The sequence below is a fragment of the Streptomyces sp. NPDC030893 genome (genome assembly GCF_055571535.1).
Genome location: NZ_JBVIFC010000009.1, coordinates 243,315 through 256,755 on the forward strand (window position 1 = coordinate 243,315; position 13,441 = coordinate 256,755).

Sequence of the window (13,441 nt, forward strand, 5' to 3'; positions counted from 1 at the left end):
CCCGCCCCCGGCGGCCCTGGCAGCCTGGGGCGTGACGTGTATCCGCCGTCGAGGGGAGCGCCCGTGCGCAGGCAGGACAAGCAGAGCCGCGAACGGACCCCGGGCGGCCCGTCGCCGAAGCCCCGCCGGGACGGTGGACGCGCCGTCCCGGGCTCCTCCGGCGGGCTGCTCGCCCTGCAGCGGGCGGCGGGGAACGCGGCGGGCTCCCGGGCCGTGGCCGAGGAGCGGCACCGGCACGACGCGGACTGTGGTCACCTGCCCGCCGCGACGTCCTCCCCCTCGGTGCAGCGGTCCGCCGTGCACCCGGTGCTGCGCACCGCGGGCCGGCCCCTGGACGCCCCGCTGCGCACCGAGACGGAGGCCCGGCTCGGCGCGGACTTCGGTGACGTACGTCTGCACACGGACGCCGCGGCCCAGCGCTCCGCCGCGGAGGTGGGGGCCCGCGCGTACACCTCGGGCAGTCACGTGGTGGTGGGCCGGGGCGGCGCGGACGAGCCCACCCTCGCGCACGAGCTGACCCACGTCATCCAGCAGGGCGACGGTCCGGTCGCCGGCCGGGACAACGGCGACGGGCTGAGGGTCGGCGACCCCGCGGACCGCTTCGAGCGGGAGGCCGAGGCGAACGCCCGCCGCGTGATGAGCGGCGCGGCGCCGGTGCGGTCCGCCCCGCCCGGTGCGGCGGACGGCGTCCGGCGGGCCGGGGACGCGGAGGCGTCACAGGTGCAGCGGGCTCCCGCGACGGCGACCGAGGAGGCCGCCGCCCCCGTGTCCGGTTTCCGGCAGACCCGGGAGACGGGAGCCGGTGACCGGGACGTGACGCTGCGCATGCTGGACCGGATGGCGCGGATCGCGCTGAACACCATCCGCGACACCAACGACGGCTTCCGCACCAAGAAGCCCACCGGGAGTGGCTCAGGTCCAGGGACCGGCTCAAGTTCCGGGCCCAGGTCGACGGTTCCTACGCCAGGCAGCACGGCGGGGCCGCGGGCCTGCTCGCCGTCGAGGCGGCCCTGCGCAAGCCGGTCCGGTGGTACGCGGACGGTGAGGAGTCGGCGGCGGAGACGTCCCGGCACGGTGAGATGACCCTCCTGGGCCGGCACGTCGCGCACTGGCTGGAGAACGCGAGAGAGGGAGAGCCCGTCCGGACGGTCATGATGGGCGGTGTCAAGAAGGCCTGCCGCGGCTGCCAGTGGGCCTTCGAAGCCGTCAACGAGTACATCGGCCGGCCCAGGGGGTACGAGGTCGAGGCAGCGGGCACCCACGACCAGTTCTTCCCGGGCTGGGTGATGCCGGAGTGGATGAAGGACCACCCGGAGGTGGTGGGCGCGATCGGACGGGAGGCGCAGGCGGCCGGCAAGAGCCTGGAGGACGGGGTCCTCAGGGGCGACATGACGGACCTGGCCGACGGGCAGAGCCACGACCCGGCCGAGTCCGCGTCCGAAGGGGAGGCGGACGACTGACCGCGGGTCCCGGCACGTATCGCCACCGGGCCGGGCAACCGGGTGCCTTTCCGGGCAGCCGGACCTGCCTCGGAGGCTCCTGACCCCTTGGGGCGGCTCCCGTAGCGTCGGCGCGTGACCCTTTGGACTTCTCTTGAGCCGGCGTCGACGACGGTCGATCCCGGCGGTGGCGCCACGGTGCGGTTGCGGGTGCGCAACACCGGCGACGTGGTGGACGAGTACCGGTTCGAGCCGGTGGGGGACCTCGCGCCGTGGACGCGGGTGGAGCCGCAGGTGCTGCGGCTGTATCCGGGGACGACGGGGTCGGTGGAGGTGTCGTTCTCCGTGCCGCGTACGCCGGACGCGGTGGCGGGACCGCATCCGTACGCGGTGCGGATCACGCCGACGGAGCATCCCGAGGCGACCGCCGTTCCCGAGGGGAACGTGACGGTCACCCCGTTCACCGAGGTGCGGGCGGAGCTGGTGCCGCCGGTGGTGAAGGGGCGGTTGCGGGGGCGTCCGAAGCTGGCGGTGGACAACCTCGGGAACACGAAGGTGACCGCGTCGCTCAGCGGCAGCGACAACGGTGACCAGCTCTCGTTCGACCTGGATCCGGGCAATGTGCAGATCGAGCCGGGGCGGGCGGTGTTCGTCAAGGCGCGGCTGAAGCCGCGGGAGATCATCTGGTTCGGTTCGAAGCAGGAGCGTCCGTACACGCTGGCGGTGCAGCGTTCGGGTGTCGATCCGCTGGAGACCGAGGGGAAGTTCGTCCAGCGCGGTTTCCTTCCCGGGTGGCTGGCGACGGTGCTGGGGATGACGCTGGCCCTGGCGGTCGCGTTCGTGGTCATCTGGCTGACGTACAAGCCCGACGTCCGTTCCCTGGCCACCGAGCAGATGGCGCAGGGCGAAGCCGGCGCGATCCCCGTCCCCAGTCCCGCGCTGTCCGCGCCGGCCGCCCTGCCGAGCACCGCGCCCTCGGCGGAGGTGAAGGCGCCGGAGAAGGAGGAACCGGAGGACTCCGGGGACTCGGACGGTGCGGGCTCCGAGGAGGAGAAGCCGTCCGGCGGCGGAGGCGGCGGCCAGGAGAAGGAGGAGCCGGCCGCCCTGGTCGGTGACCTCATCGTGGGCAACGGGTCCGAGCGGTGCATCACCGTGCCGCTGAAGAAGGGCAAGGCGGAGGACGGCACCCAGCTGGAAATCCACGACTGCGATCCCGGGGCCGCCAACCAGCGGTGGGACTTCCGGGGCGACGGCACCGTCCGCTCCATGGGCCTGTGCATGGACGTGGCCAGGGGCTCCACGGACGACGGCGCCCATATCCAGGTGGCCCGGTGCAGCGGCAACCCCGCCCAGGGCTTCGTGATGAGCCCCGCGTGGGACCTCGTCAACCCGCAGGCGGACAAGTGCGTCGACGCCATGTGGAGCGGCACCGGCAACGGGACGGGGCTGCACCTGTGGACGTGCGGGGGCACGCCCAACCAGAAGTGGCAGCGCCAGTCGGTCTGACCCGGTACCGGACCCGCCCCGCCCCCGCCGGGGCGGCTACCAGGTGCCCTCGCCCGGCACCAGCCGCCCCGCCTTGCGGTACTCCCGTCGCGCGCCCTCCAGCAGGTCGGCCGTGCCGACCGGCCCGCCCCGGTCCGCGGCCGCGTAGGCGGCGGTGACCACGGCGCTGCGGATGGAACCGCCGGCCAGCTCGAAGTCCCGCGCCACCGCGTGCGCGTCGATGCCGTCCGCGCACGGCACGCGGGAGAGGCTGTGCCGCCACAGCGCGAGCCGCTGGCCGGCGTCCGGGAACGGGAAGTCGACCACGAGGTCGAGGCGCCGGGTGAACGCCTCGTCGATGTTGGCCCGCAGGTTGGTGGTGAGCAGCGCGATGCCGTCGAACGACTCCAGGCGCTGGAGCAGGTAGGCGCTCTCCATGTTGGCGTACCGGTCGTGCGCGTCCTTGACCTCGGACCGCTTGCCGAACACCGCGTCCGCCTCGTCGAAGAGCAGGACGGCGTCGGTGCGGTCCGCCTCGGAGAAGACGCGCTCCAGGTTCTTCTCGGTTTCGCCGACGTACTTGTCCACGATCGAGGACAGCGACACGACGTACAGGTCCAGGCCCAGTTCGGCGGCGACGACCTCGGCGGACAGCGTCTTGCCCGTGCCCGACTCGCCGGCGAACAGCCCCAGCACGCCCCGGCCCCGGCCGCCGCCGGCGCTGAGCCGCCAGTCGCCGAGCACCCGGTCGCGGTGCCGGGCCCGCCGGGCCAGTTCCCGCAGCTGGGCCAGGGGTGCCTCGGGCAGCACCAGGTCGTCCCAGGTCACCGCCGGCCGGATCCGCCGGGCGTGCTGTTCGAGACCCGAGGTCGACTGCTGGCGTGCGGCGAGCCTGAGGTGGCCGGGGGTGAGGGCGGTGCCGTCGAACGCGGCGAGGCCCCGGGCGGCCCGTACGGCCCGCGCCACCCGGTCCGTGCTCAGGTGGTACGGGGCCACGGTGGCGGCGAGGTCGAAGCCGAGGGCGCCGGAGGGTGCGGCGGGTGTGCCCGTACGGGCACCGGGTTCCGCCCCGTCGTCTCCGTCGTCCAGGGCCGCGGCCCAGGTCTCCACGGCGCCCGTGCCCAGCCGGGGGGCGTCCAGGACGAGGGGGTCGTGGTCGCACCACTGCGGGTCGTACGGCCGGGAGCCGGTGAACACCACCGGCACATCGGGCACCGACAGTGCCCGCACGAGTGCCCCGGGGTCGTCCGGGAGCGGGGAGACGACCACGGGGCGGTCCCGCAGCCGGGCCTCGCGCAGCAGGGCGTTCAGGGGCTCCCCGTCGTGCGGCCCCTGGGGGGTGTAGTGCAGGGCTCCGCCGGGCAGGGCCCGTGCGACATGGGCCAGTCCCTCGCCCTCGCGGTGCTCGCGCAGGTAGACGGTGAGCGGGCCGGCGGCCAGCCGGGCGGCGAGCCGCCCGGTGAAGGTGTCGCCGCCGGGCGGATCCGCGGCGGCCGGCACGGCGAGCGGGCGGGCCCGCCCGGTGAGGGCGGGATCGGGGGTGTCGTCGCCGAGGAGGTGGGCGAGGAGCCGGCCCGGGACCCGCAGCGACCTGCTGAGGAACGGGCGTTCCGGTTCCTCGACGCCGAGCAGGGCCAGGGACCGCAGGGGCGCCGAGGGGTGGAAGACGGCGCGGGCCTCGGGCCGGTGCACGGGGGCGCCGCACAGGTCGAGCGCGAGCCCGGTGGTGGCGCGGCGGCGGCCCACGTCGTCATTGAGGTAGCCGTAGAGGGGTTCGAAGGAGCGGTCGAGGTCCGGGGCGAGCGCCACGAGCAGCACCGAGACCTCCAGCGGGCCCAGGCCGAGCCGCCGCGCGAGCGGACCGAGCCGGTCGCCGGGGGGCTCGCCGGGGTGCTCGCCCGGGTGCTCGCCGGGGTGCTCGCCGGGGGGCTCGTCGTTCCTCTGCCCCTCGGTGCCCGGCGGTGCGGGGACCGTGTGGAGGTGGTGCCGTACGGCTTGCTCGGACAGGTACAGGCCGCGCAGCGGGTCGTCGGCGGTCGGGTCGCCGGCGGCGCGGTGCTCGACCAGCAGGGCGACGCGCTCCCGGAGTCGCGTGACGCGTTCGAGGAGCGCCTCGGCCGGGTCGTGGGGGTGGCCGTTCAACGGTTCCGCTTCCCTTGCTCGACGTGGTGCGGACGGTGGCCGCGCCCGGGTGAGCCGTCCTGGGCGCCGTCGACGGAGAAGACCCGTACGACCGCGCCCTCGGTGACCGGCGGGCCCGCGTCGTACTCGGGGAAGGACGGGAACGGGACGAGCGCCACCAGGTCGAGCGACGGCTTGAGTTCACCGCCGAGCGCGGACCAGATCTCGGCCAGCGACCGCGACTCGGTCTGGGTGCCGGCCACCGTCAGCTGCATGGAGAGCCCCAGCGCGCCCAGGGCGCCGGGGAGTTGGGCGGGCGGAAGGATCTCGCGGGGCAGCAGCGTGGCCAGCGCCGCGGACAACAGGCGGTGCTCGTCCTGCGGTTGCTTGGTCCAGGCGGTGACCAGGTAGGACAGCCGGAACCAGCGCGGTGGCAGGCGGCGCTTCACCGTCCGGCCGCTGTCGTCGGCGACCGCGACCGCGCCGCGTTCGCGCCGGGAGACCTCCTCACGGATGTCGTACAGGTAGGCGTTGAGGGCGGGCGCGTTGCGGCGGGCCGCCCAGTCCCGGGTCGGGGCGTCCAGGGACACCTCGATGCCGGAGCCGGCCAGGGCGCCGCCGCTGAGAAGCCCCTTGAGGACCTCGTCCACCTCGTGGATCACCGTTGTACTCCTGCTCTGCCGATGCGCGGCTCACCGGCTGCCGGACCACCGGGCCGCCGGGCCGTTCCGATCGTGCCCGTGGACGCACGGTGCCGTGCCCGCGCCCGGTTCGGGGGCGGGCACGGCGGGCTGCCCGAGTGGGTCAATTCGGTTGCCTGTTCGGTCAGATGTAACCTTCCCGGAGGGCGTACGCGACAGCGTGCGCCCGGTTGCGGAGGTGCAGCCGGGTGGTGATGCCGTGCAACACGTTCTTGACCGTGCGTTCGGAGTACGAGAGTTTGCCGGCGATCTCCCCCGTGTCCAGCCCCTCGGAGACGAGCCTGAGGACATCGGCCTCACGTGCCGTCAGCCCGGAGGAAGGCCCCCCGGGGTGGCCCGCCGAGGTGCGGTGCAACGTACCCACCTGGCTGATCAGCCGCCCCAGCAGGTCCCCGGGAAGATCCCCGTCACCCCGGGAGGCCGCCACGACGGCGCGCACCATCCGGTGGGCGGTGGCCTCGTGGCGCCAGACGATCGCGCCGACCCCGCACTCGACCACGTCGAGGAGTTCCTTCTCCCGGATCGCGCCGACCACGAGCACGGCGCGGCTGCCGTCGCTGCGCACCAGCTTGCGCATCCGGGTCAGCAGCTCCTCGTCCAGGTGGTCGTTGATGAGGAGGGCCACGGTGTCCGGGCCGGGGCGGCCGTTCTCCACCAGCTCGATGACCGGGTGCCGGCTCAGTTCACTGGCCGCGCCGGCCCGGGAGATGGGGTCCGGGGCGTCGACCACCACGGGGATCCGGCTCCCCTGCCCGGCGGCCGGGGCCGCTTCCGAGGTTCCGAACGAGCTGCGCAAACCGATTCCCCATACCCGAGTTGCGGGTACCGCCGAGGCGCCCGCGTCCGATGCTTCGGAACCACACTCCTGTGCGGGACGGGGCGCGGGCAATCGTGGAGAACCACGAGACGCACCACGAGATCAGGCGCACCACTCGCCGGCCGCCCCTCGGGCGTGCCCTGTGCGCCGTGCCGGGGACGGGGCCCGGCTCTGCGGGAATGGAACACGACCCGGTGCGCTTCGTCCATACCCGCGGCAAGGATTCACCCCTTGACTTCGATTCCTGCCTCAAGAGGCCGTTCGATCTGGCCCGTCGGGACATCCGGCGGACCCGTTCCCACGTCCTCACGGAGGGGACGGCCGCTGCTCCGCCTCCCCGTCACCCGCCCCCGATCCGCCCCGGCCCAGGAGGAACCGTTGCCCTCGGTGGAACCCCTCAGCGAACGGGACGACGCCCTGCGGCTGCTGGCCGAGGAGGCCGCACGCGCTCGCGCGGGCTCGGGCCGCCTGGTCCTGCTGCGCGGCGCCACCGGCACCGGCCGCACCGCGCTCCTGAGGGCCGCCGCGCAGCAGGCGGCGGACCACGGGATGCGGGTGCTGCGGGCCCGCTGCACCGAGGAGAACAGCGGTACGCACTGGTGCGTCGTCCACCAGCTCCTGGGCGAGGAGGCCGCCTTCGCCGCCGGCCCCCCGGCGCAGCCCGGCGGCTCCCGGCCCGCGTACGACCGGACGCGGGCCGCGCTGTCGTGGCGGCTGCTGGAGAAGTACGCGGCCGAGGCCCCGCTGTTCGTGGGGGTCGACGACGTGCACGCCGCCGACCCCTCGTCGCACCGCTGGCTGGCGGAGGCGGCCCGGCTCGTCGACGGGCTGCCGGTGCTCCTGGTGGTCACCGAACGCAGCCAGTACGACATCGACCCGCCCGGTGCCGGTCTCGCGCACGGGCTCTCCCCCGCCCTGGTCCGCTCCCACACCCTCGCCCCGCTGAGCGCCGGCGCCGGTGCCGCACTGGTCCGTGCCGCCTTCCCCGGGGCCGCCCCCGACCGGGTGGCCGACTGCGTACGGGCGGGCGCGGGCAACCCGCTGCTGCTGCGGGCCCTGCTGGACGACCTGTCGTCCCCGGGCCCCGCCGACGGCCCCGCCGAGCCTGCGGCGCTGCCGGACACCTGTGCGGCGCTGTACCCGGGCGCCTACCCGGACGTCGTGTCCTGGTGGCTGGCCGGCGCGGGCGGGGCGACGGCCGAGGTCGCCCGTGCCCTGGCCGTGCTGGAGAGCGGGGAAGCGGACGCGGGGGCCGGGCGGGCCCCGTCCGCGGACGGGACCGTGCCCGCGCGGGACTGGTGCCCGGAGGGCTCGCCCGCCGAACGCCGGGCCGCCCAGGCCCGGATCGTCGCCGCGACGGCCCGGGCGGACGGGAGCCGGGTCGCGGGCTGGCTCACCGCGATGACCCGCCTGGGACTGCTGCACCAGGGCGCGGACGGCCTGCACCGGTACGCGCATCCGCTGCTGCGCGACGCGGTGCTGAGCGGCTGGACGAGCGGACGCCGCAGGGCGGCCCACCGCGCCGCCGCCGAGGAACTGATGCGCCAGGGCGCCGAGGTCGCCGTGGTGGCCGGACACCTGGTGCACGCCTCCGCCGTGGCCGAGTCCTGGGCCGTCGACGTGCTGGTCGAGGCGGCGGCCGAGGAGGTCCGCGCCGGCCGCCCGCGCTGCGCCGTGGCGTTCCTGCGGCGCGCCCTGGACGAGCCCATGGAGCCCGTCCGCCGGGCCACCGTCCTCATCCAGCTCGGCTCCCTGGAGTGCGCCGAATACCCGTCCGGCGGCATCGCCCGGCTCGCGGAGGCCGTACGGCTGCCCGCCGGGCCCCGGGACCTGGTGCGGGCGATGGTGGCCCTGGCCACGGCCCTCGCCCGCAGTGGGGAGACCCGGGCGGCGCTGCGCATGTTCCGGGAGGAGGAGCACCGGCTGGCGGGCCGGCCCGACCTGGTCCGCACGCTGCGCGCCGTCGCCGTACTGATGTCCGACGAGGAACTGGGCGCGCTGAGGGAGGAGTACCGGCGGCGGTCCGGGCCGGACGGGGACGCCCCGGACCTGCTCGGCGCGGCCCACCGGATGCTGATCGTGCGCTACGAGGCCACGGCCGGCCTGATCTCCTCCCGGGACGCGATGGCCCAGATCCGTACGCTCACCGAGGGGCCGGTCGACCCGTTCACCGAGCCGTTCCTGTTCGGCACGGCCGCCGCCGTGGCCCAGTGGGCGGACGAACTCGACGAGGCCCAGCGACTGGTGCGGCGGGCCCTGGACTCGCTCGACTCCTTCCTGCTGCACCCCATGCACCATCTCCTGCTCGACGTGCGGGTGGATCTCGCCGCGGCCCGGGCGGACTTCGACACGGTGCTCGCCGACCCGAGGACCGGATCCTCCGGCGCCGGGACGTCCGGACCCACCAGCGCGCACACACAGGCCGTGATCGCCCTGGTGGAGACGGGCCGGCTGGAGGAAGCCACCCGTCTCGTGGACGGGATCGACCTGCGCACGGCACCGGATTCCTGGCGGACCCACCGCTTCCTGTACGCCCGGGGCGTGCTGCGCGCCGCGGCCGGGGACCCCGCGGCGGCGCTGGACGACTTCATGGAGTGCGGACGGCGCCAGACGGCCCGCGAGGCGTTCAGGTCCGTCGTCGCCCCCTGGCGGGTCGGCGCCGCCGAGTGCCGGCTGGCGCTCGGCCGGCCCCGGGAGGCCATGGCCCTCGCCGAGGAGGAGCTGCGGCTCGCCGAGGTGTGGCACACCCCGCGCGTACGGGGCCGCGCGCTGCGGGTGCTGGGCGAGGCGACGGGCGGCCGGCGCGGCCTGGGGCTCACCGGCCGCGCGGTCGGCTTACTCCGGGAGGGGCCGGTCGGAACGGAGCTGATCTCGGCCCTGATCGCCCACGGCCGTCTGCTCAACGCCTCCGGGGAGCGCTCCCGCGCCCGGGAGACGCTCCGCGAGGCCGTGGAACGTGCCGAACGCCTCGGCGCGGCCCGGCTGCGCACCGTCGCCGAGGAGCTGCTCCACGAGGGCGGCGCCCGGCGCGCCGGCGCCCCGCGCACCGGTCCGGCGGCGCTCACCGGCAGCGAACGCCGCGTCGCGGGCCTCGCGGCCGAGGGCCGGACGAACGCGGAGATAGCCGCTTCGCTGCACATAGCCCGCCGCACGGTGGAGACCCACCTGACGGCCGCCTACCGCAAACTAGGCATCCGCCGCCGCACCGAACTCCCCACCGCCCTGCACCCGGCCCCGCCCGGCACCCGGACCCGCGCGGGCTGACCCGGCCGGGGCCGTGCCGTCGTACGGTGGCGGGGGCGTCCGCACCGAGCTGTCCACGGCCCTGCTCCGTACCCCGGCCCGCGCGGGCTGACGCGATGCGGGCGGCCCTGTCGTACGGGCACAGGCCACCCCGCTTCCCTCGCCCTGCCGGCCGAGACAGGCGACGAGACCTCTCTCCGGCAGGCCTTCCGATCCACGCGTTTCACCTGGCCGGTTCGAGACCGGCTGTCCGGCCCGCCGGGCAGCCAGCAGGCTATGAAGGGGCACCGACGGAACTCTTCGGTCAGGGCGTGTACCAGCCCGTACAGTGATCGTTCCCCACGCTGGTCGACCGGTTTTCCCACCGCCCGGGTCGGTGACCGCGCCAGGGAGGACGCCTCACCTGTGACCCCAGGTCCGAAGCGCGCAGATGTCCCAGGAGAAGCGGCGCAGCCGGGCCTGCTCGACGTGGCCGGCCGTGTCCGCGTAGTCGGTGTTGAGGTGGCGGCCGAGGACGACGACGGCCACGCTGCGGGCACCCGCGGACTTCAGGGCGGCGGCTGCGGACTGGGCGTGGTTGCCGGTGGTCCAGGTGTCGTCGACGAGCAGGACGTCGTCACCCCAGAGCGCCGACGACGTGTAGCGCGACGGAGATGCCGTGCGCCCGAGTGCGGCCGCGTCCGGGACCGGCGCGAGCAGGTCCCGGTAGCGATCCCTGGTCGCGCCTACCATGCCGGCGGCCATGGTGCGCAGTGGATGATCTGCCCGCCCGCTGGTGCTGGGCACCGTGGTGACGATGCCGAACCCGGGGACGGCACACCGGTCCGCGATGCAGCCCTCGTGCGCGGCGAGAAACCGCCACAGGACCGCTGCCAGCCCCATCCGGAAGTACTGCTGCTGAGGACCCGCCGCGTTCTTGTACCGCCAGAGCTCGTTGGCGTACTGCTCCCGCTTGAGGGCCAGGCTGACCGGGACCACGGTGTCGGCGACGCCCGTCCCGAGGATTCTGCTTGCTTCGTGGCACGGCCAGCACGTCGGATACCCGCCCTTGGCGGGACCACGGCAGACCTGGCACACGCCGGGGCCGGGCAGCAGCGGGTGGACGAGGAAGTTGGCGTAGCGGGCGGACAGCCCGACAACGGTGGTCACCCGGGTGCTCCCGACTATGCCCAGGTCAGTTCGCCCGTGGCGGGGACGAGGGAGTCGAGCTGTCGGAAGACGTCCTCGGGCCCGTCGATGACGGTGGTGTTGGGCCGGGTCGCGTACTCGCGGGCCCACTCGTGGGTCATCAGGGACCGCATGAGGAAGACCCGGCGGCCGTGCTCCAGCGCGAGGCGTGCCTGCATACGGGCTCCGCTGCGATAGGCCGCCTCGATCACGACGGTGGCCAGGCTGTAGCCGCTCATCACCGCGTTGCGCAGGGGGAAGGAAACCTTCGACGGCGGCGCGTCCGGCCAGAACTGCGAGATCACCAGCCCCCGCTCGGAGATCTCCCGCTGCAACCGGGCGTTCTGTGCCGGGTAGGCACGGCGCAGACCGGTGCCGACGACCGCGACCGTACGGCCTCCGACAGCGAGTGCGGCGCCGTGCGCGGCCGTGTCGACCCCGGCGGCCAGCCCGGAGACCACCGTGACGCCGCGTTCCGCGAGCCCGCCTGCGACGGCGCGGGCGTGAGCGACACCTTCCGGCGTCGGAGTGCGGGTGCCGACGACAGCGACCCTTGGATCATCCTCGACCGGCGTGCCGCGCAGGAACAGGAACGGCGGGCGCTGGTGGACCAACCGCAGGTAGAACGGGTATTCCTCGTCCAGGATCGTCACCAGGCGCATCCCCTCGCGCTCCCACGCGGCGATCTCGCCGGCGACGGCCTCCAGGTCCACCTCGGGGCCGGTGTCGAACAGTGCTCCCTGCCCCGAGGCGTCGAGCGCGCTGTCCAGGACCTCCCGGGCACTGCCGACCGACTCGATCTGATCGGTGAGATCCGGCCAGGAGCGATCCCCACGCCGCATCAGGGCGACAAGCGCGGCCCGCTCCAGGTCCTGGTCCATGCCAGAAGTATAGGAAGCCGACTTCACCCCGGGCAGCCGAAGGGGAGGGACGAGGACTACGCGCTTCACGTCGTCGGCTCCTTCGACGTAGCTGGTGCCCTGATGTTTTCGAACTGCACTACGGCTGGCATGGGGACAGGGAAGGAGACCAGTTCGAAGCCCTCGGCCACGCCTGGATGCGGGGTGGCGTCCAGCGGCATGATCTGGACGGTGATGCCGACGGCCTCGGAAACGTCGATGAGGGGATGGAGCTGGTCGCGCATGATCTGGGGGGCGGGGGGAGCGACGGTGCAGTACCACCTCGTCGATGACCGCCCACGGCCTCAGCGGGTGCTCGGGGCGCGCCATTCGGCGAGGAGGCCGGAGGTGGCCACAATCGGCAGGCCCGTGAGGTGCGAGACGAGGGTGGCGGCCCGGTCCAGGTGGTGCCGGCGGCCATTGATGCTCAGGGCGTACGTGTCGAGGCGGGAGACCGGGATGTCGATGAGGCCGTCGGCGATCGGGAAGTCCGCCCCGGCGTAGTACGTATCGAGTCGGCCGCCGGGCGCCGCGCGGTCCCAGTGCAGCTTGCGGACGATATGCGCCGGATCGGTCGGCCATTGGGAGACGCCCACGACACCGCCCTGCGCCTGCTGTCCACGCCCTCGGTCCTGGTCGACCGCGGTGCCCCGGACGGACCCGAGCCCCTGGACGGTTCGGTCGAGGAGTCGCTCCTCGCCACCGGCTTCGACCACCCGGACATCGTGTCCTTCGGCGTACGGGGAGTGTCCACCGGATACGCCGGCTGGTCCGGCGTCGCCTATGCGTCCCACTCCCGTGAGCGCAGCCTCACCATCGACGAACTGGTCACCTGCGAATTGACCGTCCAGGCCCTGTGGTGCTTCACCTGATTCTTGCGAGGAGGCTCCGGCGTTCACGCCGGGGAGGAATCGCATCCGAGTATGGCGACGCGGAGCGTCGCCGAAGCCCGGAGGCGGGCGCGGAGCGCCCGTATGGCTACCGGCCCGACCCAAGATGAACCGAACGCGTGTGCCTGTGGTTGCTGGCCGGGGTGATGGTTGCGGGATCGGCGGGCGTGTGTGCGGCTGTCGTACGTATGGTCCTTCGCAGGGTTCGGGACGGCACGGTGTTCTGGCCACAGGCCGTGAGGGGGAGGGTGGGATGGCGGAGGAGAAGGTCGGGCATGTCCGGTACACGTACCGGTTGCGGGTGTCGTCCACGGCTCGCGCCCTGCTGGCGGCGGAGTGGGGCCGGTGCCGCCGGCTGTGGAACGAGTGCGTCGCCAGGTCCAGGGCCGTGCACCTGCACAACAGGGCGACCGGAGGAAAGGCCAAGTCCGGTTGGACCGACCTGGTCTTCTGCGGGATCGCCACGGAGAGCTGTGTCCTGAAGTCGGCCGCGGACGCTTTCGAGCACGGCTACGCACCGTGGATCGTCACGGACGCCTGCGCCAGCGACGCGGGCCCCGACGTCCACGACGCCGGCCTCCTCGTCGCCCGCCGCCTGATCGGAACCGGCCAACTCGTCACCAGCGGATACGCGATGGCGCAACTCGCTGCGTACGCCGGGGCCCCGGTGCTGGAATAA

General features: G+C 74.2%; 12 protein-coding genes and 1 pseudogene. 6 read left to right on the forward strand and 7 right to left on the reverse strand.

What is annotated here, in order from left to right; all coding sequences use genetic code 11:
* Nucleotides 1-63 precede the first annotated feature (63 nt).
* The 3 genes from ACZ434_RS19375 (at nucleotide 64) to ACZ434_RS19385 (ending at nucleotide 2,945) form a co-directional block, all read left to right on the forward strand.
* Nucleotides 64-1,083, forward strand: coding sequence for an eCIS core domain-containing protein (locus ACZ434_RS19375; RefSeq protein ID WP_468457315.1), 1,020 nt, complete (start codon nucleotides 64-66; stop codon nucleotides 1,081-1,083).
* Nucleotides 1,080-1,460 (forward strand): hypothetical protein, encoded by a 381-nt coding sequence (locus ACZ434_RS19380; RefSeq protein WP_468457317.1) that lies wholly within the window; start codon nucleotides 1,080-1,082, stop codon nucleotides 1,458-1,460. The genes ACZ434_RS19375 and ACZ434_RS19380 overlap by 4 nt, the downstream gene beginning before the upstream one ends.
* A 114-nt stretch (nucleotides 1,461-1,574) precedes the next feature.
* A complete protein-coding gene (locus ACZ434_RS19385; RefSeq protein ID WP_468457319.1) occupies nucleotides 1,575-2,945 on the forward strand; it encodes a ricin-type beta-trefoil lectin domain protein in 1,371 nt (456 codons plus the stop codon).
* Nucleotides 2,946-2,981: 36 nt separating this feature from the next.
* Here ACZ434_RS19385 and ACZ434_RS19390 read toward each other — a convergent pair whose 3' ends face one another.
* The 3 genes from ACZ434_RS19390 to ACZ434_RS19400 form a co-directional block, all read right to left on the reverse strand.
* Nucleotides 2,982-5,066: an ATP-binding protein gene (locus ACZ434_RS19390; RefSeq protein WP_468457322.1), complete on the reverse strand. Its 2,085-nt coding sequence runs from the start codon at nucleotides 5,064-5,066 to the stop codon at nucleotides 2,982-2,984.
* A complete protein-coding gene (locus ACZ434_RS19395) occupies nucleotides 5,063-5,707 on the reverse strand; it encodes a Pvc16 family protein (RefSeq protein WP_468457324.1) in 645 nt (214 codons plus the stop codon). The genes ACZ434_RS19390 and ACZ434_RS19395 overlap by 4 nt, the downstream gene beginning before the upstream one ends.
* Nucleotides 5,708-5,870: 163 nt before the next feature.
* The gene (locus tag ACZ434_RS19400) at nucleotides 5,871-6,479 is read right to left on the reverse strand and encodes a helix-turn-helix transcriptional regulator (RefSeq protein ID WP_468457326.1); all 609 of its coding nucleotides are present in this window, start codon (nucleotides 6,477-6,479) and stop codon (nucleotides 5,871-5,873) included.
* Between the two features lie 471 nt (nucleotides 6,480-6,950).
* Here ACZ434_RS19400 and ACZ434_RS19405 point away from each other — a divergent pair, with 471 nt between their 5' ends.
* On the forward strand, nucleotides 6,951-9,827 hold the full coding sequence (locus ACZ434_RS19405) for an AAA family ATPase (protein ID WP_468457328.1): 2,877 nt from the start codon (nucleotides 6,951-6,953) through the stop codon (nucleotides 9,825-9,827).
* Between the two features lie 378 nt (nucleotides 9,828-10,205).
* On the opposite strand, the gene ACZ434_RS19410 is transcribed toward ACZ434_RS19405, so the two are convergent.
* The 4 genes and pseudogenes from ACZ434_RS19410 to ACZ434_RS19425 all read right to left on the reverse strand — a co-directional run.
* The gene (locus ACZ434_RS19410; protein ID WP_468457330.1) at nucleotides 10,206-10,955 is read right to left on the reverse strand and encodes a hypothetical protein; all 750 of its coding nucleotides are present in this window, start codon (nucleotides 10,953-10,955) and stop codon (nucleotides 10,206-10,208) included.
* A 14-nt stretch (nucleotides 10,956-10,969) separates the two neighbouring features.
* Nucleotides 10,970-11,854, reverse strand: a complete 885-nt coding sequence (locus ACZ434_RS19415; protein ID WP_468457332.1) for a DNA-processing protein DprA — start codon at nucleotides 11,852-11,854, stop codon at nucleotides 10,970-10,972.
* 65 nt (nucleotides 11,855-11,919) lie between these two features.
* Nucleotides 11,920-12,117 (reverse strand): Scr1 family TA system antitoxin-like transcriptional regulator, encoded by a 198-nt coding sequence (locus ACZ434_RS19420; protein ID WP_468457334.1) that lies wholly within the window; start codon nucleotides 12,115-12,117, stop codon nucleotides 11,920-11,922.
* A 69-nt stretch (nucleotides 12,118-12,186) separates the two neighbouring features.
* Nucleotides 12,187-12,270, reverse strand: a pseudogene (locus ACZ434_RS19425) (histidine phosphatase family protein); the annotation flags it as partial.
* Nucleotides 12,271-12,453: 183 nt separating this feature from the next.
* On the opposite strand from ACZ434_RS19425, the gene ACZ434_RS19430 reads away from it, so the two are divergent.
* Nucleotides 12,454-12,744, forward strand: a complete 291-nt coding sequence (locus ACZ434_RS19430) for a hypothetical protein (protein ID WP_468457336.1) — start codon at nucleotides 12,454-12,456, stop codon at nucleotides 12,742-12,744.
* Nucleotides 12,745-13,015: 271 nt separating this feature from the next.
* Nucleotides 13,016-13,441 (forward strand): isochorismatase family protein, encoded by a 426-nt coding sequence (locus ACZ434_RS19435; protein WP_468457338.1) that lies wholly within the window; start codon nucleotides 13,016-13,018, stop codon nucleotides 13,439-13,441.

Coding starts and splice junctions, on each gene's coding strand:
- ACZ434_RS19380 (WP_468457317.1), top strand. CDS start 1,080: ATGACCCTCCTGGGCCGGCACGTCGCGCACTGGCTGGAGAACGCGAGA.
- ACZ434_RS19415 (WP_468457332.1), bottom strand. CDS start 11,854: ATGGACCAGGACCTGGAGCGGGCCGCGCTTGTCGCCCTGATGCGGCGT.
- ACZ434_RS19420 (WP_468457334.1), bottom strand. CDS start 12,117: ATGCGCGACCAGCTCCATCCCCTCATCGACGTTTCCGAGGCCGTCGGC.
- ACZ434_RS19435 (WP_468457338.1), top strand. CDS start 13,016: ATGGCGGAGGAGAAGGTCGGGCATGTCCGGTACACGTACCGGTTGCGG.